The 24,385-nt window shown below is 59.0% G+C and carries 24 protein-coding genes and 5 tRNA genes; 8 read left to right on the top strand and 21 right to left on the bottom strand.

All coding sequences use genetic code 11. The features are described from left to right. Positions 1–43: 43 nt before the first annotated feature. From I2G40_RS03095 to I2G40_RS03080, 4 genes are all read right to left on the bottom strand, one after another. On the bottom strand, positions 44–904 hold the full coding sequence (locus I2G40_RS03095) for an ABC transporter substrate-binding protein (RefSeq protein ID WP_148345627.1): 861 nt from the start codon (positions 902–904) through the stop codon (positions 44–46). Between the two features lie 147 nt (positions 905–1,051). Further along, positions 1,052–1,918 carry a deoxyribonuclease IV gene (locus I2G40_RS03090; protein ID WP_195544140.1) on the bottom strand — a complete coding sequence of 289 codons (867 nt, stop codon included), beginning with the start codon at positions 1,916–1,918 and terminating at the stop codon, positions 1,052–1,054. Between the two features lie 153 nt (positions 1,919–2,071). Further along, positions 2,072–3,091, bottom strand: coding sequence for a Gfo/Idh/MocA family protein (locus tag I2G40_RS03085; RefSeq protein WP_324252561.1), 1,020 nt, complete (start codon positions 3,089–3,091; stop codon positions 2,072–2,074). 93 nt (positions 3,092–3,184) lie between these two features. Continuing rightward, on the bottom strand, positions 3,185–4,372 hold the full coding sequence (locus I2G40_RS03080) for an aldo/keto reductase (RefSeq protein ID WP_195544139.1): 1,188 nt from the start codon (positions 4,370–4,372) through the stop codon (positions 3,185–3,187). 325 nt (positions 4,373–4,697) lie between these two features. On the opposite strand from I2G40_RS03080, the gene I2G40_RS03075 reads away from it, so the two are divergent. Then, the gene (locus I2G40_RS03075; protein ID WP_229090622.1) at positions 4,698–5,612 is read left to right on the top strand and encodes a ketopantoate reductase family protein; all 915 of its coding nucleotides are present in this window, start codon (positions 4,698–4,700) and stop codon (positions 5,610–5,612) included. A 109-nt stretch (positions 5,613–5,721) separates the two neighbouring features. On the opposite strand, the gene I2G40_RS03070 is transcribed toward I2G40_RS03075, so the two are convergent. The 3 genes from I2G40_RS03070 to I2G40_RS03060 form a co-directional block, all read right to left on the bottom strand. Then, a complete protein-coding gene (locus I2G40_RS03070) occupies positions 5,722–5,928 on the bottom strand; it encodes a hypothetical protein (RefSeq protein ID WP_161115759.1) in 207 nt (68 codons plus the stop codon). 189 nt (positions 5,929–6,117) lie between these two features. Next, on the bottom strand, positions 6,118–6,891 hold the full coding sequence (locus I2G40_RS03065) for a hypothetical protein (protein WP_195544138.1): 774 nt from the start codon (positions 6,889–6,891) through the stop codon (positions 6,118–6,120). Between the two features lie 312 nt (positions 6,892–7,203). Then, the gene (locus I2G40_RS03060; protein WP_161115757.1) at positions 7,204–8,514 is read right to left on the bottom strand and encodes an O-acetylhomoserine aminocarboxypropyltransferase/cysteine synthase family protein; all 1,311 of its coding nucleotides are present in this window, start codon (positions 8,512–8,514) and stop codon (positions 7,204–7,206) included. Between the two features lie 273 nt (positions 8,515–8,787). Here I2G40_RS03060 and I2G40_RS03055 point away from each other — a divergent pair, with 273 nt between their 5' ends. From I2G40_RS03055 to I2G40_RS03035, 5 genes are all read left to right on the top strand, one after another. Continuing rightward, positions 8,788–9,726: a LysR family transcriptional regulator gene (locus tag I2G40_RS03055; protein ID WP_161115756.1), complete on the top strand. Its 939-nt coding sequence runs from the start codon at positions 8,788–8,790 to the stop codon at positions 9,724–9,726. Between the two features lie 12 nt (positions 9,727–9,738). Next, a complete protein-coding gene (gene rnhA, locus I2G40_RS03050) occupies positions 9,739–10,275 on the top strand; it encodes a ribonuclease HI (RefSeq protein ID WP_117848769.1) in 537 nt (178 codons plus the stop codon). A gap of 75 nt (positions 10,276–10,350) precedes the next feature. Further along, entirely contained in the window at positions 10,351–11,457 is a 1,107-nt protein-coding gene (locus tag I2G40_RS03045) for a Gfo/Idh/MocA family protein (protein WP_195544137.1), read from the top strand. 2 nt (positions 11,458–11,459) lie between these two features. Then, on the top strand, positions 11,460–11,870 hold the full coding sequence (locus I2G40_RS03040; RefSeq protein WP_195544136.1) for an acylphosphatase: 411 nt from the start codon (positions 11,460–11,462) through the stop codon (positions 11,868–11,870). 61 nt (positions 11,871–11,931) lie between these two features. Continuing rightward, the gene (locus tag I2G40_RS03035; protein WP_195544135.1) at positions 11,932–12,312 is read left to right on the top strand and encodes a Fur family transcriptional regulator; all 381 of its coding nucleotides are present in this window, start codon (positions 11,932–11,934) and stop codon (positions 12,310–12,312) included. 76 nt (positions 12,313–12,388) lie between these two features. Here I2G40_RS03035 and I2G40_RS03030 read toward each other — a convergent pair whose 3' ends face one another. The 3 genes from I2G40_RS03030 to I2G40_RS03020 form a co-directional block, all read right to left on the bottom strand. Next, positions 12,389–13,186 (bottom strand): HAD-IIB family hydrolase, encoded by a 798-nt coding sequence (locus tag I2G40_RS03030; protein ID WP_195544134.1) that lies wholly within the window; start codon positions 13,184–13,186, stop codon positions 12,389–12,391. 85 nt (positions 13,187–13,271) lie between these two features. Continuing rightward, positions 13,272–13,850, bottom strand: a complete 579-nt coding sequence (locus I2G40_RS03025; protein ID WP_195544133.1) for an urease accessory protein UreE — start codon at positions 13,848–13,850, stop codon at positions 13,272–13,274. Positions 13,851–13,853: 3 nt separating this feature from the next. Further along, on the bottom strand, positions 13,854–14,282 hold the full coding sequence (locus I2G40_RS03020; protein WP_035138874.1) for an FKBP-type peptidyl-prolyl cis-trans isomerase: 429 nt from the start codon (positions 14,280–14,282) through the stop codon (positions 13,854–13,856). A gap of 120 nt (positions 14,283–14,402) precedes the next feature. Here I2G40_RS03020 and I2G40_RS03015 point away from each other — a divergent pair, with 120 nt between their 5' ends. Together I2G40_RS03015 and I2G40_RS03010 are read left to right on the top strand one after the other, a co-directional pair. Further along, positions 14,403–15,416 (top strand): dipeptidase, encoded by a 1,014-nt coding sequence (locus I2G40_RS03015; protein ID WP_195544132.1) that lies wholly within the window; start codon positions 14,403–14,405, stop codon positions 15,414–15,416. 74 nt (positions 15,417–15,490) lie between these two features. Then, positions 15,491–16,267, top strand: coding sequence for a M48 family metallopeptidase (locus I2G40_RS03010; protein ID WP_195544131.1), 777 nt, complete (start codon positions 15,491–15,493; stop codon positions 16,265–16,267). A gap of 6 nt (positions 16,268–16,273) precedes the next feature. Here the strand turns inward: I2G40_RS03010 and folB are convergent, their stop codons facing one another. The 11 genes from folB to I2G40_RS02955 all read right to left on the bottom strand — a co-directional run bounded on the left by folB (position 16,274) and on the right by I2G40_RS02955 (position 24,382). Continuing rightward, positions 16,274–16,759: a dihydroneopterin aldolase gene (folB, locus tag I2G40_RS03005; RefSeq protein ID WP_118226560.1), complete on the bottom strand. Its 486-nt coding sequence runs from the start codon at positions 16,757–16,759 to the stop codon at positions 16,274–16,276. 43 nt (positions 16,760–16,802) lie between these two features. After that, on the bottom strand, positions 16,803–17,384 hold the full coding sequence (locus tag I2G40_RS03000) for an HD domain-containing protein (protein WP_195544130.1): 582 nt from the start codon (positions 17,382–17,384) through the stop codon (positions 16,803–16,805). 1 nt (position 17,385) lies between these two features. Continuing rightward, on the bottom strand, positions 17,386–17,943 hold the full coding sequence (gene folE, locus I2G40_RS02995) for a GTP cyclohydrolase I FolE (protein ID WP_195544129.1): 558 nt from the start codon (positions 17,941–17,943) through the stop codon (positions 17,386–17,388). Positions 17,944–18,009: 66 nt separating this feature from the next. Continuing rightward, on the bottom strand, positions 18,010–18,591 hold the full coding sequence (nrdG, locus tag I2G40_RS02990) for an anaerobic ribonucleoside-triphosphate reductase activating protein (protein ID WP_035138878.1): 582 nt from the start codon (positions 18,589–18,591) through the stop codon (positions 18,010–18,012). 426 nt (positions 18,592–19,017) lie between these two features. Then, on the bottom strand, positions 19,018–21,240 hold the full coding sequence (gene nrdD, locus I2G40_RS02985) for an anaerobic ribonucleoside-triphosphate reductase (RefSeq protein ID WP_195544128.1): 2,223 nt from the start codon (positions 21,238–21,240) through the stop codon (positions 19,018–19,020). Between the two features lie 633 nt (positions 21,241–21,873). After that, positions 21,874–21,948, bottom strand: a tRNA-Val gene (locus I2G40_RS02980). Between the two features lie 3 nt (positions 21,949–21,951). Next, a tRNA-Gly gene (locus I2G40_RS02975) sits at positions 21,952–22,027 on the bottom strand. Positions 22,028–22,168: 141 nt separating this feature from the next. Continuing rightward, entirely contained in the window at positions 22,169–23,902 is a 1,734-nt protein-coding gene (locus I2G40_RS02970; RefSeq protein ID WP_195544127.1) for a glycoside hydrolase family 13 protein, read from the bottom strand. A 178-nt stretch (positions 23,903–24,080) separates the two neighbouring features. After that, positions 24,081–24,156 (bottom strand) — tRNA-Gly (locus I2G40_RS02965). A gap of 42 nt (positions 24,157–24,198) precedes the next feature. Continuing rightward, a tRNA-Cys gene (locus I2G40_RS02960) sits at positions 24,199–24,272 on the bottom strand. Between the two features lie 34 nt (positions 24,273–24,306). After that, positions 24,307–24,382 (bottom strand) — tRNA-Gly (locus I2G40_RS02955). Positions 24,383–24,385: the final 3 nt, after the last annotated feature.

The following is a 24,385-nucleotide window of genomic DNA, read 5'->3' as shown; positions in this document are numbered from 1 at the left end:
TCCGCCAAAACGGAAAGGGCCCGCGAGCAATCAAGTAGCTATTTTACTTGATGTTGTACTTAGCCATGAGGGCGTCAATGGTACCGTCGTCGGTCAGGTCCTTGATGGCCTGGTTGATGTCTTCCTTGAGCTTGGTGTTACCCTGGTTGATGGCGATGGCGTACTCCTCGCCGGTGCTGATCTGCTTAATGGTCTGGCAGGTGTTGAACTGCTCGGCGGTCAGCTGGCTGGCAACGGAGCGGTTGGTGACTACGGCGTCGCCCTTATCGGACTGCAGGGCGCTGAAGCACTCGGTAGCGTCCTTGTAGGGGACGATCTTGGCCTTGGGGAAGTTCTCCTGGGCAAAAGACTCGGCGGTCGAGCCAGACTGAACGATGATGGTAGCGTCGGCGTTGTTGAGCTTCTCGCTGTAGTTGTCGGCCGTGATGTCGGTGTTATCGACCTTGGTCACGATAGCCTGATCGTCCATGTAGTAGGAATCGGAGAAAGTGACTTCCTTCTCACGCTCGGGCGTGTCGGTGATAGCCGCGATGGAGACGTCGTACTTGGCGCCCGAAGCGACACCCGGAACCAGCGTGTCAAAGTCATTGTTGACGTACTCGACATCCAGGCCCAGCTTGTCACCGATAGCCTTGATGAGCTCAAGGTCAAAGCCCTGGTAGTCGCCGTTGTCATCCTTGTACTCAAACGGCGCGTACTCGGCAGAGGTGCCGACGGTCAGCGTGCCGTCCTTGACGAGCGCGTACTCCTTGGAGCCGTCGACCTTCTCGACCTTAGCGTCGTCAGAGCTGCTGGAACCGGCATCAGAACCAGAGGTGGCGTTGGACGAACCGCAGCCCGTCAGAGCAAGGGCGAGCGCCATAGCACCCGTGGCGGCAAATGCGCCAAGCTTCTTCAGCTTCATAATCAGTCTCCTTCCGGTGACCTCGTTTGATTCAGAGGTCTGCAAAAACTGTTGGCTATTATGCACCCGGAATTACGAATCTGCAATGAGAAAACTGATTGAAACAAACCCATAACGTGAATGGAATACTCTACTTTGTGACAGTCATTACTGCTGCAATGACCTTAATAGTCTAATTTCAGCTGCATAACCTGCAAGTTCGTTCGGAGTCTCCAAAATAAACGGCAGCGAACGCAAGTGGCCATTCGATACAATATTCTGCATAACCTGCATACCTCCACCAAATTCCTCGCTGCCAAGGTATCCCTTGCCGATGCACTCGTGACGATCTTTATGGGCGCCACAAGAGTTCTTCGAATCGTTGATGTGTACGGCATGCAAGCGATCGATACCCACCACGCGGTCGAACTCGTCGAGTACGCCGTCCAGATCATGGATGATGTCGTAGCCGGCATCGCTCACATGGCAGGTGTCTAGGCAAACGCCCAGCTTGGCCGACAGCTCGGGGCGTTTGCCGGCAACACCCTCAATGATGAGCGCCAGTTCCTCAAAGCTGCGGCCCACCTCGGTGCCCTTGCCCGACATGGTCTCGAGCAGCACCGTCGTCTGCTGGCCCTCAAACATCACCTGACACAGGGCGTCGACAATCATCTGAATGCCGGCGTCGGAGCCCTGCCCCACATGCGCACCGGGATGGAAGTTGTAGTAGTTGCCGGGCAGCGCCTCCATGCGCCGCAGGTCCTCTGCCATAGCCTCCAAGGCGAACTCGCGCGCCCGCTCTTTGGCAGAACAGGGGTTGTAGGTATACGGGGCATGCGCCACCAGCGGTCCAAAGTCGTTTTGCGACATAAGCTCGCGCAGAGCCGCCACGTCATCCATGTCAAGTTCTTTTGCCTTGCCACCGCGCGGGTTGCGCGTAAAGAACGCAAAGGTATTGGCGCCAATGGACAACGCCGTCTCCCCCATTGCCCGATAGCCCTTCGTCGTCGAAAGATGACACCCGATCGTCAGCATCTCCAGCTCCCTCCTCATCAGTTGCGGTGAAATACGGTCTATTGGTGCCCTATTTTGGCGCAAACAGACCGTATTCCACCGCAAGTTATAAAAGGGGCATCAGGGGCAAAGGCCTCCAAGGCATTCCAGGCGCTGGCGCCATGCCCCCACGCACTAAAGTTTAAAGCGAATCGCATCGATAATGCGCGCGCAGCGCTGCGTGGCGGCAAGGGGCATGACGGGACTCTCGAGTTTCCCCGCCCGGATGAGCTGGGTCGCATGCTGGATTTCGCCGTAGAAATCATCGATCTCAAACGGGGCATTTATTTCGAGCGTTCGACCGTCGGAATACTTCACATGGGCGAGCTCGGGGCGATGGAGACGCTCGATTTCCAACGAGCCTCGCTCACAGACAATCGTTAAGCGGCTTTCATATGTTGCTTTGCCGTCGCACACCATATGAATGGGTATACCGCCGACGCTCATACGGATCTCGTCGGCCCAATCGACGCGGCCGCCTGATACGTCACGCCAGCGAACTTCACGGGATGAAACCTCGCACGCGCCCGCGAGCAAATCCTCAAACCAACCGACCGCATAGCAGCCCATGTCATATAGACAGCCGCCCTGCAACGAATCAAGCAGATAGCCCGAAGGAGGCTCGCCGTAATCGAGCTTTTGCACGCTTTCAATCGAGACAATACGGCCAAGCTCACCCGACGCAAGCAAGTCCTTCACGCGAGTGCGCATCGGGCAAAACCGATTCTTCATCGCCTCCATAAACAGCACGCCGCGCTCACGAGAGGTGGAGGCAATCGAGAGAGCCTCTTCCTCACTCAAAACGGCCGGCTTTTCGCACAGCACGGCCTTTCCGGCGCGCAGCGCGCGACAGGCCCAACGCGTATGCATGCCATGCGGAAGAGCCAAGTAGATTGCATCGACATTGGAATCGGCAAGCAGCGCGTCATACGCCGCGTCGCCGCTATCGTCGGCGGAGGCATAGCCGTGAGCGCTATCGATCGAAAACGCCCTGCAAAACTCCTCAACATGCGAAGGAGTGCGACCGGCGGCAGCCACAAGCCGTGCCCCGTCCACCTCCTTGAGCGACGATGCAAATCGATGCGAAATGCGCCCAGCGCCCAAAACGCCCCAACGAACCTCACGCAAATCATCACATGAATCCCGATGGCCCACGACAGCCCCCTTCAGTTGCGGTGGAATAGCTCCTGTTTGGCCCCTATTCTGCCGCAAACAGGAACTATTCCACCGCAAGTTATAAAAGGGGCATTAGGAGCGCGTTTTGCAAAAGGCTTTAAGCGCGGCCGTTACGGGGCCAGGCTGGAAACGTCGGCGCACATCGTCGAGACGCTCGGGAATATCGATGTGCTGCGGGCAGTGACGTGCGCATTTACCGCACTTGACACAATTGCTCACCAGCTTGGGCTCGCTCGTGCGCACCGCGCTCGCCGTAAAGTATTGAGACAGCCCCGTAAACCAGCTGTGCGCGTAGCTCGCGTTGTAAGCGGCAAAGCAGCCGGGAATGTTAATACCCTTGGGACATGGCATGCAGTAGCCGCATCCCGTGCAGGGCACACGGTTCGATTTCTCAAACTCCATCAACACGCGCGCAATCGTGTCGAGCTGGTTGGCCGTCATCGAATTCGGCAACGCGAGGTCTGCCAGTGACGAATTCTCGTCCACTTGCGCGGTATCGGTCATACCAGAAAGCAACATGGTCACCTGGGGATGATTCCACACCCACGAGAGCCCCCAAGCGGCAGGCGTATGCAAATGCCGATCGCATGCACCATCGAGAACAGCGCGCGCCCGCGGAGGCAATTTGCCTGCCAAGCGTCCGCCCAAAAGCGGCTCCATCACAAACACCGCGAGACCTCGCTCGGCGGCGGCCATGAGCCCCGCCGTTCCCGCCTGATATCGCTCTCCAGCGTAGTTGTACTGGATCTGGCAAAAGTCCCACACATACGCATCGAGCATCGTGAGGAAGTCCGCCGCACTGCCGTGGTACGAAAAACCGATCTGGCGAATGCGCCCCGAAGCCTTTTGGCGCGCAATCCAGTCCTCGATGCCCAACGCCACCACACGTTCCCACTGGGCGGGCGAGGTAATGTTGTGCATGAGGTAATAGTCGATATGGTCGGTCCGCAGGCGGCGCAATTGCTCATCGAAGAACCGGTCGAAATCCTCCGCACACTTGCACGAAGCATGCGGCAACTTGGTCGCCAGCAACACCCGGTCACGCAGCCCCAATCGTTCAAGCGAAGCGCCCATGCACGCCTCGTTGCCGGGATAGAGATAGGCCGTGTCCAGGTAGTTAATCCCCTGCTCCACCGCACGGGAGATGATAGCGTCGGCGGTCTTCGCATCGGGGTGTCCCGGCGCACCGGGAAACCTCATGCAGCCCAGACCCAGAGCGGATATTCGGTTACCACTTTTGGGGTCAACACGGTATTGCACGGCCCCTCCCTTCGCCATCAGCGCCCCGGCAAGGCGAAACACAATGGTCACGCAGCCGAATCATCGTGGAATCGCAATCGAGAACGTATCGTAACGCAGCAGAAATCGAGCCGTCACGGCACCGCTTTAACATCAGCAAAAAGCCCGATGAAAGGAGCCGGGCATGACCACGCGCATGTCTTTGCGGTCTGCCCTGCAGCGTAGCGTCCAGGCAAACGTTTCTTTTTTATAACAGCCGCCCCGCGCACCCACCAATCACCCTGGCAGCATACAATCCATCAGGCGCCCCTTACGCGGGCGCCTTTTACATGGAGAGATGATTCACATGCAGATCAACAAGGTCGCTTTTATCGGCAAGGGCGGCGTCGGCCTGCTCTACGGCAGCATGATTGCCAGGGCCCTCGGCAATGACGCCGTCGAATACGTTATGGATGACACCCGTTTTGAGCGTCACGCGGGCGATGCGCTCACTGTCAACGGCAAGCCCTGCGATCTCACGTCCGTCCGCGCCAGCGAGGCGACGCCCGCCGATCTGGTCATCCTGACAGTCAAGACCACCGGTCTCGACCAAGCACTCAAGACTATGGAGCGCGTCGTGGGACCCAACACGCTCATCGCCTCGCTATGCAACGGCATTACGAGCGAGCAAAAGATTGCCGAACGCTTTGGCTGGGAGCATACCGTTCTTGGTATCTGCCAGGGCATGGACGCCGTGTTCCTCAACGGCGCGCTCACCTTTACCAATGCGGGCGAGATCCGCTTTGGCGCGGCGGCCGGCACGGACCCCGCGACCGTCGCCGCTATCGACGAGCTCTATACGCGCTGCGGCATCGCCCATACCGTCGAGAGCGACATTGCGCACCGCATGTGGGCCAAACTCATGCTCAACGACGGCATCAACCAGACCTGCATGGCCTACGGCGGGACCTACGGAAGCGCCACGGAGCCGGGCTCCGAGCAGCGCCGCTGTTTTGTCTCCGCCATGCGCGAGACGCTTGCGGTTGCCAACGCCGAGGACGTTGAGCTGACCGAGGCAGATCTGACGCAAATGGTGCACCTCATCGAGGGAATCGACCCCGCCGGTATGCCCTCGATGGCTCAAGACCGCATCGCAAGGCGCAAAACCGAGGTTGATGAGTTCGCGGGCACCATCTGCCGCCTCGCAGCCAAACACGATATCCAGGCACCGCAAAACGAGTGGCTCTATCGGCGCATCCGCGATATCGAGAAAAGCTGGTAGCGCCGACGCGCCGCATTCAACAGCCTTAACAGCAAAACCGCCGCAAGGGAACCTTTCCCCTGCGGCGGCCTTCATCTTCGTCTATGACCGGCGGCCGATCTCACAACAGTTAGCGTTGCGACCCCGGCACCTCGTCCTCATCGTCGCGGCAAAGAACCACGCCTGCGCTTCCCAGCAGCGTGGCCGCGATCAGCGCGCCGACCACAATAGAGGCAGCCCCACAAGACCCCTGCACACCTGCGACGAGCGCGGCCGTAGGACCAAGGCAACCAAGCGTCAATGCAATGGCGGCAACGGCGATATCTCGAGCGTTCACAAGACCACTTCCTCCACGAGAAAGACCTTATTTCTCATGAACTAGTGTGCCCCGCATCCATACGCCCAGCGTACCGCCACGGTAAGGGCTCTGTTAACTCGAACGCACATAAAGAACGGGCGGCTTTACGTTGCCTAAAAGCTCAGTAAAGACGCCCGCCCATCATGTGCCTATTTTGCTTATGGCAGATTACCAACCGGTGTAGTAGTCGGTGGTTCCGGCAGCGCAGCCGGAGTCATAGACCTTGCAATCACCCTTGGAGCCCGTAAAGGTCGAGCCCTGGGCCATATCGCCCGCGGCAACAACGTAATAGCCGTCGGAATCGCGCCAGAAGCCCTCAGAATCCTGAGTCCATTCGCCCGTGCGATAGTGATAAAGCACATTGCTGCTGTAATAGGTCTCGCGGCGCCCGTTGTAGTTATTGACACCCGCAGAGCGCGTCAGGCCCGATCCGTTCGCGTAGGACGCGGCAGACGCGTAAGGCGGAGTATAACCGGCGTTGTAGTACGAAGCCTGGGCGGCCTCGGCAGCTTCCGCCTCGACGGCAGCCTCGAGCGCTTCGCACTTGGCATCCTCAAGCGCAGCGCGCAGCTCATCGAGCTCGGTCGACTTGGCGTCGACCTCCCCCATCGTCAACAGGCTACCCGCACCGTCGATGCAACCCTGCAGCACAGCGCGCTCGTCATCGGTGGCATAGTCGCCATACATATTCATGATGATCTGAGCGCGCATCTCCAGGGAATCGCGCTTGGCCTCCATCGAGGCGTTCCACTCCTGCATGGAACCATAACCATCGCCACGATAGTCAACGGGCTGCACCAGCGTCGTCTCGGACGGAGTAGATCCAACCGTATCGGACAGTGTTGCGGCGTGGGCATCAGTTGCACCGGCGCCCGCCAAAAGTGCCACGGTCAGAGCGGCGGAAAGGGCGGCGGTTTTCGGTTTTCGTGAATCAATCCTCATGTAGCTGGAAACCTCCGTAGTGCGTTTTTGCTGCGTTTGAGCTGCGTGTGATTCGATCGCGCTGCATAGTACCCCGAGCAAATCGCGACCTGCGGTTTTACTTAAAAGGCGCACGTCAATTGCGTAAAACTCACATCCTCTCAACAGGAGTTTTCCACAACTCGAATGCATAAAGCGTGTCAAAAACCCTGTTTTTGCACCCTCTCTATGCAAATAAGGCGCCTGTGCAACCATTGTTCGCACAGGCGCCTTGAGCAGGCATTTTATGCAGTTATACCTATCGAGTCGCAAGGGGTCCTTGCACAAGTCGCCTTACTCGTCCAGCGCGGCGAAGGCCTGCTTCAGATCCCAAATGATATCCTCGGCGTTCTCGGTACCGATGGAAAGACGGATCGTGGAGGGCGTGATGTTCTGCTCGGCGAGCTCCTCGGCAGAGAGCTGGGAGTGCGTGGTGGTAGCCGGGTGCACGACGAGCGACTTGACGTCGGCCACGTTGGCGAGCAGCGAGAACACCTGCAGATGATCGATGAACTTCCAAGCTGCCTCCTGGCCACCCTTAATCTCAAAGGTAAAGATCGAGGCACCGCCACGGGGGAAGTACTTCTGATAGAGCTCGTGATCGGGGTGCTCAGGCAGGCTCGGGTGGTTCACCTTGGCGACGTGGCTGTCACCAGCCAGGAACTCAACGACCTTCTTGGTGTTCTCGACATGACGGTCAACGCGCAGCGACAGAGTCTCGGTGCCCTGGAGCAGGACCCAGGCGTTGAACGGACTGATGCAAGCGCCCTCGTCACGCAGCAGGATAGCGCGGACATAGGTTGCAAAGGCGGCGGGACCGGCAGCCTCGGCAAACGAGACACCGTGGTAGGAGGGGTTGGGCTCAGCAATCTGGGCGTACTTTCCGCTCGCCTTCCAATCGAAGTTACCGCCGTCGACGATCACACCGCCCAGCGAGGTGCCGTGGCCGCCGATGAACTTGGTTGCGGAGTGGACGACGATATTGGCACCATGCTCCAGCGGACGGAGCAGATACGGGGTGCCGAAGGTGTTGTCGACGACAACCGGCAGACCGTGCTTCTTGGCGATCTCGGAGATGGCGTCGATGTTGGGGATGTCGGAGTTGGGGTTGCCGAGCGTCTCGAGATAGATGACCGTGGTGTTGTCCTTGATGGCACCCTCGACCTCTTCAAGGTTATGGGCATCGACAAACGTGGTCTCGACGCCAAACTGGGAGAGCGTATGCTCCAGCAAGTTGTAGGAGCCACCGTAGATGGTCTTCTGAGCCACCACGTGGTCACCGGCCTGGGCAAGAGCCTGCAGGGTATAGGTGATGGCAGCAGCACCGGAGGCGACGGCAAGACCTGCCACGCCACCCTCGAGGGCGGCGATACGGTCCTCGAAGACGCCCTGGGTGGAGTTGGTCAGACGGCCGTAGATGTTACCGGCGTCGGCAAGACCAAAGCGGTCGGCGGCGTGCTGGGAGTTGCGGAACACATAGCTCGTGGTCTGGTAGATAGGCACGGCGCGGGAGTCGGATGCAGGATCGGCGCTCTCCTGGCCAACGTGCAGCTGCAGGGTATCGAAACCAAAGGTGTGCTCGGGGTTGTTGATAAACTGGCTCATGATGATCTCCTTGATCGAACAAAAGTAATAAGAGTAAGAGAAGTGAGTCGCTGTCTCCTGATCACGCCGACGGGCGCAAACAGGAGCCCGGCATTCGTCTTGGTAAGCAATTCATATGCGGGCCTCCTTTCGCATCCCGGTTCCGTAGTTGGCTTAATTACCTACCGTCTTTGTGTGTTTTGAATAGTACGAGCATTGTTTTCCTCGGTCAATCACTTTAAAGCGCTAACCTGTTATCGGTTTTATAGATAACACTCGAAAGGACGGGCGCCGATGACCCTCCAACAGCTTCGCTTTTTGATCGCCGTGGCAGAGTCCGGTTCGATCAACGCCGCAGCCCAGCGCCTCTATACGGCACAGTCCAATATCTCCAATGCCGTCAAAAGCCTGGAGCAGGAGCTTCATATCGAAATCTTTACGCGCTCCAGCCGCGGTGTTGCACTCACCAACGACGGCACCGAGCTTTTGGGTTATGCACGCCAGGTCGTAGAGCAGGCCGACATGCTCGAGGCCCGCTACGAGGACGGCGGTACCCCGCAAGCCCGCCTCGCCATTTCCGCCCAACACTACGCCTTTTCGGTCGAGGCCTTTGTCAACGTAGTCGAGCGCTGCCGCGACAGCAAGTTCGAGTTCATCATGCGCGAGACCACCACAGCGCAGATTATCGACGACGTGCGCGCGTTTCGCAGCGATATCGGCATCCTCTATCTGGATGACTTTAATACCCGTGTCTTGCAGAAGGCCTTTACCGATGCCCGAGCGAGCTTTCATCCCCTCTTTGATGCAAAAGTCCACGTGTTCGTCAGCGAACGCCACCCGCTCGCACGCCGTTCGCAGCTGTCCCTTGCCGACCTCACGCCCTATACGCGCTACAGCTTTGAGCAAGGCACCTCGAACTCCTTCTATTACGCCGAGGAACCGTTTAGCTATATTCCCTGCAACCGCAATATCCGCGTATCCGACCGCGGGACGCTCACCAACCTGCTTATCACCTCGAACGGCTATGCGCTGTCGACCGGCGTACTCTCCAGCGAAATGCAGTGGGGCATGGCCTCGATCCCCCTGGCAGACGCCCCGACGATGCATGTGGGCTACATCATGCATGACGACCGCAAGCCCTCTCCCCTCTTGCAGCAATACCTCGACGAGCTCAACCGCATCATCCATGCCAACCAACTGTCGGAAGACGGGGTAGAAATCGTAGATTGCTAGCCCCCGGCGGGCATGGCGCTACAATGGTCACTCACGCGAAACGTACCCAACGAAAGGAACCATGTGAAGGTCATCATCTATACCGACGGCTCGGCCCGATCAAATCCGGGACGCGGCGGCTACGGCGCCGTGCTCAAATACACCAACCCCGCCGGCAAGACCTTCACCTCTGAGCTTTCGCGCGGCTACGCCAAGACCACCAACAACCGCATGGAGCTCATGGCCGTTATCGTGGCACTCGAGGCGCTCAACCGCCCCTGCGAGGTCGAAGTTCATTCCGACTCGCAGTACGTCGTCAACGCCTTTAACAAGCACTGGATTGACGGCTGGAAAAAGCGCGGATGGAAGACCGCCAACAAGCAGCCTGTCAAGAACCGCGATCTGTGGGAGCGCCTGCTCACCGCAAAGAGCAAGCACAAAGTGGAGTTCATCTGGGTTAAGGGCCACGCCGGCCACGAGCTCAACGAGCGCTGTGACGAGCTTGCCACCACGGCGGCCGACGGCAGCAACCTCGATATCGACACCGGCTTTAACGAGAGCGACCTGTAACGGCGTTTTCGCACGCTATTTCCTGCCCCCTCGCGCTACACTCATCCTATAAACCGAACGGCACGAGGGGGATACATGCTGCGTATAGCGACCATCGGCACATCCATGATTACCGACGACTTTATCCAGGTCGTCAACGCCAACGACCAAGCCGCGTTTGTGGGCACGCTCTCGCGCGATGCAGATCGCGGCGCCGCCTTCACCACTAAGCACGGCGGCGAGCGTAACTTCACCGCGCTTGACGAGCTTGCGTCCGCTGCCGACGTCGACGCCGTCTACATCGGCAGCCCCAATGCGCTCCACTACGAGCAGGCGCTCGCCTGTATCGCCGGCGGCAAGCACGTTATCGTCGAAAAGCCCTTTTGTGCCACCGAGGCGCAGGCGCTCGAGGTCTTTCGTGCAGCCGAGGCGGCGGGCGTCGTAGCCCTCGAGGCCATGCGCCCGCTCCATGACCCCGCTTTCCACGCCGTCGAGGACGCCCTGGGCGAGATTGTGCCCATCCGCCGCGCCTCATTGCGCTTTGGCAAATATTCCTCGCGCTACAACGAGGTTCTCGCGGGGCGCGCCACCAATATCTTCGACTGCCACATGGCCTCGGGCTCCCTCATGGACATCGGCGTCTATACCGTCGAGCCCATGGTCGAGATCTTCGGCATGCCCTCCGGTCTCACCAGCATGACCACGCTGCTCGACCCCTCAACGCAAGAGCTCACCCATGGCCCCATCGACGGCTGCGGCTCCATTCTCGCCAACTATGGCGGAGGCCGCATCTCTGTCGAACTTGCGCATTCAAAGATCACCAACGATCTGCTGCCCTCGCAAATCGAAGGCGAGCGCGGCACCATCCAGATTGACCACCTGTCGACGCCCCGCAACGTACGCATCGACTATCGCGGTGACGTCGTGCGCGGATCGGCGACCGAGGCGCCGCGCGAGCAAGGCAACAACGGACGCGCGCTCGACCTTCCCAAGTCAAGCAACACCATGGAATACGAGCTCGCGGACTTTATCACCGCCATCGACGGCGTTCATCACGTTAAAGATGAGATTTGGGAAACGCCGACAGGACGCCACGAACTCGGACACTACCGCGATGTCACGCTCGTGTCGCTGCGTATCATGGATGCCGTGCGCCAGCAGGCGGGCATCGCCTTCCCCGCCGACTCTAACAAGCAGGCATAGCGATGGGTTTTTTCGACAAGCTTTTCTCGGGCGTCGCCGTCGGCAGCCGCGAACCCCAAAAGCCTTCTGGCGTCGAGCTCGAGCTGCGCCGTAGGCTCACCGTGCTCGCAAGCGACGAGGTCGCTCAGGACGCCCCGCAGCGCTATTTCCTGCGGTGGGAGGGGCAGGTCCAGGGCGTCGGTTTCCGCTTTACCAACACCAACCTCGCGCAGGCACGCGCACTCACCGGCTGGGTGCGTAACATGGAAGACGGCTCGGTTGAGATGGAGCTACAGGGCACGCCGGCAAACATCGTGTCTCAGCTCGAGGCGCTTCATGCCTCCTACGAGCGCATGGGGACACGTTTTCGCCTTGTAGACGCCCAGACTCGCACCCCGCTTGCCAACGAGGATGGTTTTAGTCCTCATTATTAGTATTGTGTGCTAAATACGGTATCATTTACCTACGACCGTTGATAGAAAAGAGGCGAGGCGCATGGCGGTGCAAAGAAGGAATACCAGGCAGCGAAAGCTGGTTCTTGACGCCGTGCGCCAAAGCTATAACCATCCCACCGCCGATGAAATCTACAACGCCGTGCGCGAACAGGATGACAAGATCAGTCGCGGCACGGTCTACCGCAACCTCAACCTCTTGGCCGATGCCGGCGAGATCCTCTCCATCAAGACACCGGGCGGGAGCCGTTTCGATCGCACCACCGAACCGCATGCGCATGTCATCTGTACCTCGTGCAGCCGCGTCGTCGATGTAGCGCTCCCCTTCGATACCGAGCTCGATACCGAGGTATCCGAGCTAATTGGATGGGACGTCACCTCGCACTACACCATCTTTGAAGGACTCTGCCCCGACTGTCGGTAGCCTTAGGGGCATGCCCGCAAATCTACTTGCCCATCTGCTACAGCAAACAGCACATTTCTAGGCATGTCCCAAATATTTACTCGGCGAGCAGGCGATGCAGTTCTTCTTCGACCGTGCGCACGTAGCGGACGCGGTCGTTGATGCCACGCATAGAGGGATTGCAGCTCTCCATGAGATAAGGATGGCCTACGACGTTGAGCATGTCGCGGTCGTTTTCGTTATCGCCAAACGCCATCATCTCATCGGGCGAAATCCCCAGGGCACGACCGTAATCGGCAAGCGCGGAGCCCTTGCCCGAACCAAAACCGATAAAGTCCGTCCATTCGGTTCCCGACGTCATCACGTCGACACGGTCGCTAAAGAGGCGCTCGAAATAATCCAGGGCCGCCGGCTGATCCACCTCAGGCGTCTGGAAGGCAATCTTAATGACGTCCTCGTCGATGTCCTCGGGACGGTCGACAACCGCCACATCGCAGTGGACCTCATAGCGCAAATGGTCGACGAACGCATCGTTGCCGCTCATGGTGTAGAGGTGCCCCTCACACGAAAGGGTCACGTCGGCATGGGGATACGCAACCACGGCATTCGCGATATCCATAGCAAGGCTGCGCTCCATGGAACGCTTGACAACGGCACGCCCCTCGCTCATCACCAGAGCTCCGTTTTCGCATACATAGGCGAGCTCATCGGCCACCGGGGCAAACAGGTAGCGCAAGCTCGCATATTGACGGCCACTCGCCGGCATAAACACAATGCCGCGACGATGCAGCTCGTCGATGAGCTCAAAGGCCTCGGAACGCGGCTCGCGCTCCCCCGGATGCAGCAACGTGCCGTCCAAATCGCATGCAATCAGCTTGATTCCCTCAAGACCCATACGCTTTCCCCCCCAAAGCACCTCATCAACAGCAAGACGGACTTTGAATAGTTGCCTCTCAAAGTCCGTCTTGCTCATACGCACGTTAACCGCGCGCCTTCTTTACGATCGTAAAGTCTGGAGCCATACTCACAACGGCATCCGCCGCACTCGACGCAAAGCGCCGGCCCGCATCGAGTTCACGGGTAACCACCGAGAGCCGAACACCCTCGACGCCTCGGAGCATGCGGCCCAAAACAGGCTGCACCGGCGTATACATGCGCACGGTATGCTCGTCCGAATCGCCTCGGAAAAGCGGCGCGTGCATATTGCCAATCTCCCAGCATGTATGCGCGAGCGCAATCGGGTCCATGCGGTCGACTTCGACCAAATAGACCTCGGCGCTGCGCAGGCGCACGACAACCGCCACGGGCACCATGCCCGAACGGTCGATGGCGAGCACGTCGCCGTCGGCAAGACGACCGCCGTCGGCAGCATCCAGCCGAACATCGACCGTGCGCCCCAGCTCCGTCACGCCCACAAACGCGTACACATCAGCCTGGTCCCAATCGAGCAGCAGCTCGTCAACTTCAAAGACGCCGCCCAACTTCCGGCGAAGCAGGAGTTCATAGGACGGATCGTTGAGATTTCCCAAGCATGTCGTCGAAACCAAGCGTTCAGGCATACTCTAACCCTCGACCTCAACAAGCTCGATATCAAAGTTGAGATCCTTGCCGGCAAGCTCGTGGTTGGCGTCGAGCGTCACGGCCTCGGGCGTCACGTCGATGACCACGGCGGGGACGGGCATGCCGCTCGGCGTGGACAGGAAGAGCTTCATGCCCTTCTCGATCTGCTCGATGTTGGGAACCTGTTCGGCCGGGAAGGTCAGAACCATCTCGGGATTGTGCTCGCCGTAGGCATCGGCAGCAGGAATGTGCACGGTCTTCTTCTCGCCCACCTGCATGTCGACCACGGCGGCGTCGAAGCCCTTGATCATCTGGCCGGCGCCGCAGGTGAACTCCAGCGGCTCGCCGCGATCGTAGGAGCTATCGAACTGCGTGCCGTCGTCGAGCGTGCCGCGATAATGGGTCTTGACCTTCTTGCCCTGGTTGGACATGGTAACCTCCGTGATAAGGGCGGCGCACAACGCGGGCCGCCATGAACATATGGCGCTAACTATACCCTAGTCATACAATTCAATGACAGTTTGCAAAGAAACGCTGCAACCGGAGGAACCATGGCATACCCCGTATTTGACCTACACTGCGACACCGCCGACCGCATCGGCTGGGCCACGCTCGATCTCGACCTGCGCTTTACCGCCGGCACCGACGGCTATTTCCCCGGCGACGAGACGCATCCGCAAGATTTCGACCTCATCGAGGGCAACGCCTGCGCCATCTCGCTCGCAAAGATCGGCAACACGCCGTGGGCACAGTGCTTCGCCACGTTTGTCCCCGACGAGATTCCCACCGCCCACGCCGCGCGCTTCCAGGCGCAAATCATGGCGCACATGAGCGGCCAGGCCATGCTCAACCACGACCGCATGGTCAACGTACGCAGCACCGCTGACATTCGCCCTGCGCTCAAAGACGGCAAGGTCGCTTGCATCCACACCATCGAAAACGCCACGTTCTTTGCCGAGGACCCCGCGCTGATCGAGGTGCTCAAGAGCTTGGGCGTACTCATGTCATCACTCAGCTGGAACGCGCAGGGACCGCTCGCGAGCGGACACGATACCCACGCCGGCCTCACCGCCGCCGGCATCGAGGCGCTTGCGCAGATGGAGCACGCCGGCATGGTACTCGACGTCTCCCACCTCAACGATGAGTGCTTTGACGAGGTTGTCGCCCACGCCACGCGTCCCTTCGTCGCCAGCCACTCCAACTCCCGCACCGTCTGCAGCGTCAAGCGCAACCTCACCGACGACCAGTTCCGCGCCATTCGCGACATGGGCGGTATCGTCGGCCTCAACTACTGCAGCGAGTTCCTATCCAACGACGCAACCGACAAGACCGCCGCAGACGTCACCTTCGACCAGCTGGCGGCACATATCGAGCACTGGCTCGACCTGGGCGGCGAGGACGTCATCGCGCTCGGCGGCGACTGGGACGGTGCCACGGTGCCCGCTTTCCTCTCCGATGCCAGCATGATGCCCGAGTTCCAGAACATGCTTTCCAAGCATTTTGGCAAGACCGTGATGCAGAAGCTCTGTAGCGACAACGCGCTTGCCTTCTTTGAGCGTTATTAATTTCACATCCCTTGAGCGGGCCGGCATGCCGAACGGTCGACATGCCGGCCCGTCCCCAATCTGAAGGACCGCTTTTGACGCAGCAATTTACGATTTCCATATCCCGACCGGATGGGACGCCCATCTCCGTCGTCGTTACCAAAAAGCGCGTCAAAAACTTCAACCTACGCGTCACATCAAGCGGTGAGGTCCACGCCAGCGCACCGCTCGGCGCCAGCCGCGAGCGCATCGAGGCATTTGTGAAGCGCAACAGCACCTGGATTGTCAGCCGACTTGCCAAGCGCGAGCAACATCAGGCGACGGCGCGAGAGCCGCTCAGCACCTCGTCCGTCATTGCACTTTGGGGCAAGCCCATCACGGTACAGGATGCACTCGATCACAACTTTGCATCACCCGCGCCGCGGCCCAAGCAGGCCACCTTCGCAAGCTTTATGGGTACCGACGAATCGGACGAAGGCCCACAGGCCAAGCGGCGCGCAATCCTCGACGGCCTAACGTCCGACGAGCTCCAGACCCGCATCGACCAGCTCTATGCATCCGAGGTCACCACGGCGCTGCGCGATATGGTGCGCACATACGAAATCGCAATGGGTGTCGCCGTTTCCCGCGTTTCCGTACGCAGCATGAAAACGCGTTGGGGCTCATGCACACCCAAATCCGGCGCCGTTCGCATCGCACGCGAACTTGCCGCTTATCCCATCGAGTGTCTCGACATGGTTGTCGCCCACGAGCTCGTCCACTTGCTCGAGCCAAGCCACAATCAGCGGTTTCACGCCCTGCTCGACAGGTACTGCCCCAACAATAGAGCGCTGTCGCAGCGGCTCAAGCAGCCACCCATAGAGACGTATTAGAACCGGTTAGCGCACGCGCTCGATCTCGACGCCGCAGCTTGCCAGGGGAAGACCGACGGGCGCCCAAGGCTTATCGAGCTTAACACGCACGCCAAGCAGCAAGGGGTAACGACGCAGCAGCATCTGGGCCACACCCTCGGCTGCCGCCTCGATGAGTTTAAACGTATGCTCGCGCAGATAGCCATCGACATCGTGGCACACCGAGCCGTAGTCAATCGAGGCGTCCAGGTTATCGTGCTCCCCCGCTGCACGCAGGTCGGCATAGAGCACCAAGGACACGATGAACTTCTGGCCCAGCGCGTTCTCTTCGGGATACACGCCGTGGTTGGCAAAGACCTCGAGACCGTCGATAGTAATGCGATCGGCATGGCGCAGATCGTCATAGCTCACGTGGGGCACCGCCGTTGCGGTGGATATTTCGCCCCTTCCACGGCGTGCGAGCTCGGCACCTTCAGTCTTGGTTGCATTCTCGGGCAGTTTTTTGTTACTCATCGCGATCGTCTCCTTCGTTTAGAACCCCGACCGCGCAAACTAACTACACGCGAATCGACAGGTTCTTTTTATCATCGCTCCAGTTGCAAGCATTGCGCGCGGGGCATGCAAAGCAGGCGCGCGACGCTTTGTCGGCTGCATAGAGCAAACGCTCAAGCGGTTGGCTGTTCACGCGCAGCTTTCGATGGCCCAGAATGGCCGTCTTAATGGCTGCGGCATCGGCCGGCTCAAACGCCACGTCATCAGGCATGCCGCCGAGAATTGCATCAGCGACGCGTTCGCTTGCAACATCATGGGATATACCCGATTCATACTGTTCATCTTTGCCGATATCGTGAAGAAGTGCCGTGGCGTAGATGACCTCGCGGTCAAACTCGAGATCTTCCTCGAGATTCTTAATCCACATAATGCGAGCGACATCGAGCAGATGGTCGATACCGTGGCGGCAGAAGATGCGCCCCGATTCCAGCTGAGCAATGTTGCCCAGGTGGCGCCGGAACAGGCCGTTGGCACAGATGTAATCGATACGAGGCATAACGCCAAAAGGCGCCAGGCCCGAAGCCATGAAGCCGCGACGCGGCGTCCCCCCATCGGTCTTCGATGTAAAGTCATTGACGACCCTCATGCTAACGGCCCAGCATCCTAAAGAACCGCTCCTCGAGCGACGGATCGGTCTCAAAGACGCCGCGGCGAGCGAGCGTCACGGTCTTGGTGCCAGGCTTTTGCACGCCGCGCATGGTCATGCACATATGCTCAGCCTCCATGAGCACAATCGCTCCCTGGGGAGCGAGATACTCCATGAGGGCATCGGCAACCTGTGCGCACAGCTGCTCCTGCAGCTGCAGACGACGGGCGTAGACCTCAACCGTGCGGGCAAGCTTAGAGAGCCCTGCGACACGGCCGTTGGGGATATAACCAATGGCGGCCTTGCCATAAAACGGCAGCAGATGATGTTCGCACAGCGAGTAGAACGTGATGTCGCGCTCGATAACCAAATCGTTCGAAGCGACGGCAAAGGTTTTGGACAGGTGCTCCTCGGCACTCTGGTCCATACCGCCGGCGATCTCACCATACATACGGGCAACGCGCGCCGGGGTCTCCAGCAGGCCCTCACGAGTTGGGTCCTCGCCTATGCCCTCAAGCAACAGCTTAATGGCGGCCTCGACTTTTTCCTGATCGATCATCTGGGCCTCACTTTTCCGATTTTGCGTTCGCGCTATGGTACCACGCCCTTTGGCATCGGCCACAAGCTACATAGTATGGGTCGAATAGACTGGATCGTCCCGCCAAAGTTCAACCGCATCACAAAGCGCAACACCCTCGCGCTCAGCACGGTCGCGCGTAGCGTTCATATCGATCACACGCTGGTTACTCGAGCCTCTAAAACGCAATGAGATATCGTACAGATCCTGAACAAACGGGCCGTCCACCAACATGTCGAGGCGGGCCAGGATACGGTTCGTCACCTCGGTATGATGACGGCCACCCGGCATAAGCTCCTCGAGCACGTCGCCGGTAAAGCACCAAATGGTCTTGCCCGACCCCGCGGGATAGGCCGCACGCACGCGTTCGATAAAGTCAACAAGCCCCACCTGATTCTCGGGCTCCATAGGCTCGCCGCCCAGAATCGTCAGACCATCGATAAAGGGGTGGTCGAGGCTCTCGATAATCTTGTCCTCGACGGCACGATCGAACGGCTCACCCGCAGCAAAGTCCCACGCGACAGAGTTAAAGCAATTCTTGCACCCACGACGGCACCCGCTCACAAACAGAGAAGTACGAACGCCTTCTCCATCAGCAATGTCGAAATACTTAATGTTCGCGTAGTTCATAGGTAACTCTCCCGGGAGGCCGGGACATATCATCCCGTCCTCAAACATTCTCGGCCTTCGGCCTGCGAAACTGCGGGCGGGACGATATGTCCCGGCCTCATGCAAAGGGTAACTCAATGAACGAAGCGAACATCGAGTATAGGGTTCGAGGTCCAATAAAAACTTTGTTGCAGCTCAACCGCCATTGCAAATCAATCGCTGCTGCAGCTCGAATTATTTCCGCTAAAAACTTCGAGGAGTGAGCAGACCGCGAGCTACATCTCAGCTACGTCAACTTGGCCGCCCCGTAGCGAGGCCCCGGACCTTTGCTCGATATGAGTTCCGCACGAACAGGAGGCGCCAGTGGCGCCTCCGTCGTGAGCCAGGACTGTCCGAAATAGCGAGTAAAGGTCCGGGGCCTCGCTACGGGGCGGCCTGGGATGGTTATTAGAGATGCAGCACGCGGTCGCGGATCTCCTCGGTTCGACCCTGGTTCCAGAACTGGGTACCGATGTAGCCGCACGTACGACGGGCGACGTTCATCTTCTCCTGGTCACGATTGCCACAGTTGGGGCACTCCCACACCAGCTTGCCGTCATCCTCGACAATCTTGATCTCACCGTCGTAGCCGCACACCTGGCAGTAATCGCTCTTGGTGTTGAGCTCGGCGTACATGATGTTGTCGTAGATGTACTGCATCACGCGGATGACAGCCTTGAGGTTGTCCTGCATGTTGGGAACCTCGACGTAGGAGATTGCACCGCCCGGCGAAAGCTGCTGGAACATACCCTCGAATTTGAGCTTGTCGAATGCGTCGATCTCCTCGGACACGTGGACGTGGTAGCTGTTGGTGATGTAGCCCTTGTCCGTCACGCCCGGGATGATGCCAAAACGACGCTGCAGGCACTTGGCGAACTTGTAGGTCGTCGACTCAAGCGGGGTACCGTACAGCGAGAAGTCAATATCGCTTTCGGCCTTCCACTCCGCGCACTTGTCGTTCATGCGCTGCATGACGGCCATGGCAAAGGGCGTGCCCTCCTTCTCGGTGTGGCTGTGGCCCGTCATGTACTTGACGCACTCATACAGGCCGGCATAACCCAGACTAATGGTGGAGTAACCGCCCACGAGCAGCTTGTCGATCGTCTCGCCCTTCTTCAGGCGGGCGAGGGCACCGTACTGCCAAAGAATCGGCGCGGCATCCGAAAGCGTACCCATCAGACGCTTATGACGGCACAGCAGGGCGCGGTGGCATAGCTCAAGGCGCTCGTCGAAGATCTTCCAGAACTTGTCCATGTCCTGATGCGAGCTCAGCGCGACATCAGGCAGGTTAATGGTCACAACGCCCTGGTTAAAGCGGCCATAGTACTTAGGCTTGGTCGGGTCATAGTTCAGCGCGTTGGCGACATTGTTAAAGCCGTTGCCCGAACGGTCGGGCGTCAGGAAGCTGCGGCAGCCCATGCAGGTATAGCAGTCGCCGTTGCCCGCGGTCTCGCCCTTCGACAGCTTGAGCTCGCGCATCTTCTTCTCGGAGATGTAGTCGGGCACCATGCGCTTGGCGGTGCACTTAGCGGCCAGCTGGGTCAGGTAGAAGTACGGGGAATTCTCGTGAACGTTATCGTCCTCGAGCACATAGATGAGCTTGGGGAATGCCGGGGTAATCCATACGCCGGCCTCGTTCTTAACGCCCTCGTAGCGCTGGCGAAGCGTCTCCTCCACGATCATGGCAAGGTCGTGCTTCTCCTGAGGCGTACGGGCCTCGTTAAGATACATAAAGACCGTCACGAACGGCGCCTGGCCGTTGGTGGTCATAAGAGTTACGACCTGATACTGAATCGTCTGAACGCCGCGACGGATCTCGTCACGCAGGCGGTCCTCAACAACCTCGCGGACCTTTTCGGGAGATGCGGAAACGCCGAGCTCCTCGAGCTCGCGGGCGACCTCGCCGCGAATCTTCTGACGGCTCACCTCAACAAACGGAGCAAGATGGGTCAGCGAAATCGACTGGCCGCCGTACTGGGAGGAAGCAACCTGAGCGATAATCTGCGTCGCGATGTTGCAGGCGGTCGAGAAGCTGTGCGGCTTCTCGATCAGCGTGCCCGAGATAACGGTGCCGTTCTGGAGCATGTCCTCCAGGTTCACCAGGTCGCAGTTGTGCATGTGCTGAGCAAAGTAATCCGAATCATGGAAGTGGATCAGGCCCTCATTATGGGCGTCCACGATCTCCTGGGGCAGCAGCACGCGCTGGGTCAGGTCCTTGGAAATCTCGCCGGCCATATAGTCGCGCTGAACGGAGTTGACGGTCGGGTTCTTGTTGGAGTTCTCCTGCTTGACCTCTTCGTTATTGCACTCAATCAACGACAGGATCTTGTCATCGGTCGTGTTCTTCTGGCGCTTCAGGCTCTGAACATAGCGATAGATGATGTAGTGGCGGGCAACCTCGTAGCAGTCGAGACGCATGATCTCGTCCTCGACCAAATCCTGGATCTCCTCGACCGAAACGGTGTGGCCCGCGTTCTCGCATGCCTCGGCGACGTTTTGCGCCGCATAAACCACCTGGCGGTCGGTTAGACGAGAACTCTCCTCGACCTCCAAGTTGGCGGCGCGGATGGCATTGACGATCTTATCGATGTCAAAGACAACCTCGGTGCCGCTGCGCTTGATGATCTTCATCCTCTTGCCTCTTTCGCGTCGTAGCCTCATTGCGCTTCAGAGCCAAACGATGCCCGGCAGGGCTTGCCCCTGTCTTGCGGCGCCGTCGCGCAATCTGTGTTCTCGATAAACCATAAGCCTCCATGCGGACATTCCCTAGAGCCAATCAAGCGGCTCAAGGACACGTTCGAAAGAGGCAATTAAGGTCTTCGTTCTCTGTCCGCCATCTATCATACGACAAAGACACATCTATATCCTGTATTCTTTTTTTAGTTCAAACACAACATATAGTGTTTCAGCAGGTCAAAGCAATTGGTCATTTTCCAGACGCATTAATTATGAGGGGTTCTTGGCAAGTCGGTAAAACGTTACCAACACGGCTACCTGCATGGCAGTTATAAAACCCCCTTAGTCAAGCCGCTGACAAATCCTACCAAAACCAAGCCGTTCACGCCAAAAGAATCCAAAAGATTATGCTTGACCAACATGTTGCGGTCACGATCGGCCAGGACGTATGCAATCTGCCGGCACCTCTACGGGATGCGAAGACCATCGCGTACAGACCTTGGATCAATATTTGGTGGCTTATTTGGCGGCGTGCTTGGTGGCAAAACAAAACAGCCCAGAGGACATAGCCTCTGAGCTGCGAACATTTGGTGGGCGTTAGAAGATTTGAACTTCTGACCTCTTCCGTGTCAGGGAAGCGCTCTCCCCCTGAGCTAAACGCCCAAATGGAGCGGACAACGGGGCTCGAACCCGCGACCCCAACCTTGGCAAGGTTGTGCTCTACCAACTGAGCCATGTCCGCTTACGAGGATTAATCTTACGTGATGCCCGCATCCTATGCAAGAACTTTTTTTGAAAAGTTTTGCAACGCCCTCGCGAACCTCGCGAAGACATCAGCCGCCACGGAAGGTGTAGGCAAACGCAAACTCGCCGCAAGAGGCCCTTACATCTCACCGAGCATGATCCAGGCAGAGCTGTCCTGCGCGAGCCTGCCGTCTGCAAGCGGTGATGAGGTGAGCAGGACCCTGCCCGCCGGCAACTCCACGGGTGCTGCACCGAAGTTCGTCACACACGCCCAGCCGTTGTCGCGGCGATAGGCGATGACGCCGCCCTCGGCGCCCTCGGCGCCATCCGCAAGACCGGTGCGCCCGTCAAGATCGAGCCACGCAAGATCGTTGGCGCACCCGCGCAGCTTGCGCCGCAGCCAGAGGGCGTCACGATAGAGCGCAAGCATCGATGTCGGGTCCGCTTCTTCCCTATCGACAGCGTAATCGGAAAACCATGCAGGTTGCGGCAGATGGGGCGCCGCATCGGCGTCCGCCGGCGAAAACCCAAACGATCCGCCCTGCGCGGGATCGTCCGCCGCCACCCACGGCAGGGGCACACGACAGCCGTCGCGCCCCTTCTCACGCTTCGGTCCGTGCGTATTGGTCGCAGTGGGATCTTCGAGTGCATCCCACGGAATATCAGCCACCTCAAAAAGGCCGAGCTCCTCACCCTGATACACGTATGCCGAGCCCGGAAGCGCCAGCTCAAGCAAAAGGGCCGCCCGCGCGCGGCGCTCGCCGAGTCCACGGTCCTCATCATAAGACGACCCGTCGCGCAAGAGCCAGTCGAGCGCAATCTGGTGGTAGCGCGTCGCCTTGATTTGCGGCAGGGCATAGCGTGTCGCCACGCGCGGCACGTCGTGGTTGGAGAGTACCCAGGTCGAGGCGGAATCGGATTCGACGGCTGCCTTCAAGCCCTTCTCGATTGCAGTGTGCATGTCATCATAGGTCCAAGTGTCCTTGGCAAACTCAAAGTTGAATGTCTGGCCAAGCTCGCTGGGACGCGCGTAGAGATACTGGCGCTCGGGCAGCACCCACGCCTCGGCAACGGCGCTGCGTGGCGGATTATAGCGGTCGAACACGCGGCGCCACTCTCGATAGATCTCGTGGACCTCGTTGCGGTCCCACAGCGGATGGGTGCCGTCGTCAACCATGTCATCGCCCTCGGCGAGATGCCACCGGTCGAGGTCATCGCGGTCGAGATCCTTGGCGAGACCCTGCGCCACATCAATGCGAAAGCCGTCGACGCCTCGATCGCTCCAAAACGCCAGGACGTCGCAAAAGAGCGCGTGAACCTCAGGGCATGACCAGTCAAAGTCCGGCTGCTCGGGCGTAAACATGTGCAGATACCACTGACCGTCCGCAACACGCGTCCATGCGGGGCCGCCAAAGTTGGCATTCCAATTGGTGGGAGGCAGCTCGCCATGCTCGCCGCGACCATCGCGGAAGATATAACGGGCGCGCTCGGGCGATCCGGGGCCGGCGGCAAGAGCGGCTTTGAACCAGGGGTGCTGGCTGGATGAATGGTTGGGCACGATGTCGACGATGACCTTGATGCCGCGCGCGTGAGCCGCAGCGATCATATCATCGAAGTCGTCAAGCGAGCCGAGACGTGGATCGACATCGCAGTAGTCCGCCACATCATAGCCACCATCGACAAGAGGCGATGGGTAAAACGGGCTCAGCCAGATGGCCTCGATACCCAGCCGCTCAAGATAGTCCATCTGCTGGGTAATGCCCGCGATATCGCCCAGACCCGAACCAGTCGAATCCTTAAACGAGCGCGGGTAGATCTGATAGATCGCGGCATCGGACATCCATGAGCGCGAAGAAGACTTTTCTGTAGCCACGGGGCGTATCTCCCTTGCAACGAGGTTATGCGAGATGCCCACGATGATACGCCCAAAGCGCACATTCGCAGCAAACAACGCCACAGCCACGCCCCAAAACGCTCGCTCCCTCTCGGGTTCGAGCCCATGCGATGGGTACAAAAAAGCCCGGCTACCGTGGTAGTCGGGCTGCTGCGTTTGGAGCGGACAACGGGGCTCGAACCCGCGACCCCAACCTTGGCAAGGTTGTGCTCTACCAACTGAGCCATGTCCGCATATGTAAAACAAAACGGGCGCCGGAGCGCCCGGATGTTGCCTGGAGGCGAAGCCCGGATTCGAACCGGGGGTAAAGGCTTTGCAGGCCTCTGCCTTACCACTTGGCCACTTCGCCGAAAAAGGACCGCCTAAACGGTCCGGAAATGCAATGGAGCGGACAACGGGGCTCGAACCCGCGACCCCAACCTTGGCAAGGTTGTGCTCTACCAACTGAGCCATGTCCGCTTG

Origin of the sequence: Collinsella aerofaciens, assembly GCF_015558785.1 — a bacterium.
In the GTDB taxonomy this organism is placed as follows: domain Bacteria; phylum Actinomycetota; class Coriobacteriia; order Coriobacteriales; family Coriobacteriaceae; genus Collinsella; species Collinsella aerofaciens_P.
The sequence above is the reverse complement of the archived record's forward strand: the minus strand, read 5'-3'. Positions and strand labels throughout refer to the sequence as shown.

Coding starts and splice junctions, on each gene's coding strand:
- I2G40_RS03095 (WP_148345627.1), bottom strand. CDS start 904: ATGAAGCTGAAGAAGCTTGGCGCATTTGCCGCCACGGGTGCTATGGCG.
- I2G40_RS03090 (WP_195544140.1), bottom strand. CDS start 1,918: ATGCTGACGATCGGGTGTCATCTTTCGACGACGAAGGGCTATCGGGCA.
- I2G40_RS03075 (WP_229090622.1), top strand. CDS start 4,698: ATGCAGATCAACAAGGTCGCTTTTATCGGCAAGGGCGGCGTCGGCCTG.
- I2G40_RS03065 (WP_195544138.1), bottom strand. CDS start 6,891: ATGAGGATTGATTCACGAAAACCGAAAACCGCCGCCCTTTCCGCCGCT.
- I2G40_RS03060 (WP_161115757.1), bottom strand. CDS start 8,514: ATGAGCCAGTTTATCAACAACCCCGAGCACACCTTTGGTTTCGATACC.
- I2G40_RS03055 (WP_161115756.1), top strand. CDS start 8,788: ATGACCCTCCAACAGCTTCGCTTTTTGATCGCCGTGGCAGAGTCCGGT.
- rnhA (WP_117848769.1), top strand. CDS start 9,739: ATGGCGCTACAATGGTCACTCACGCGAAACGTACCCAACGAAAGGAAC.
- I2G40_RS03045 (WP_195544137.1), top strand. CDS start 10,351: ATGCTGCGTATAGCGACCATCGGCACATCCATGATTACCGACGACTTT.
- I2G40_RS03040 (WP_195544136.1), top strand. CDS start 11,460: ATGGGTTTTTTCGACAAGCTTTTCTCGGGCGTCGCCGTCGGCAGCCGC.
- I2G40_RS03035 (WP_195544135.1), top strand. CDS start 11,932: ATGGCGGTGCAAAGAAGGAATACCAGGCAGCGAAAGCTGGTTCTTGAC.
- I2G40_RS03030 (WP_195544134.1), bottom strand. CDS start 13,186: ATGGGTCTTGAGGGAATCAAGCTGATTGCATGCGATTTGGACGGCACG.
- I2G40_RS03025 (WP_195544133.1), bottom strand. CDS start 13,850: ATGCCTGAACGCTTGGTTTCGACGACATGCTTGGGAAATCTCAACGAT.
- I2G40_RS03020 (WP_035138874.1), bottom strand. CDS start 14,282: ATGTCCAACCAGGGCAAGAAGGTCAAGACCCATTATCGCGGCACGCTC.
- I2G40_RS03015 (WP_195544132.1), top strand. CDS start 14,403: ATGGCATACCCCGTATTTGACCTACACTGCGACACCGCCGACCGCATC.
- folB (WP_118226560.1), bottom strand. CDS start 16,759: ATGAGTAACAAAAAACTGCCCGAGAATGCAACCAAGACTGAAGGTGCC.
- I2G40_RS03000 (WP_195544130.1), bottom strand. CDS start 17,384: ATGAGGGTCGTCAATGACTTTACATCGAAGACCGATGGGGGGACGCCG.
- folE (WP_195544129.1), bottom strand. CDS start 17,943: ATGATCGATCAGGAAAAAGTCGAGGCCGCCATTAAGCTGTTGCTTGAG.
- nrdG (WP_035138878.1), bottom strand. CDS start 18,591: ATGAACTACGCGAACATTAAGTATTTCGACATTGCTGATGGAGAAGGC.
- nrdD (WP_195544128.1), bottom strand. CDS start 21,240: ATGAAGATCATCAAGCGCAGCGGCACCGAGGTTGTCTTTGACATCGAT.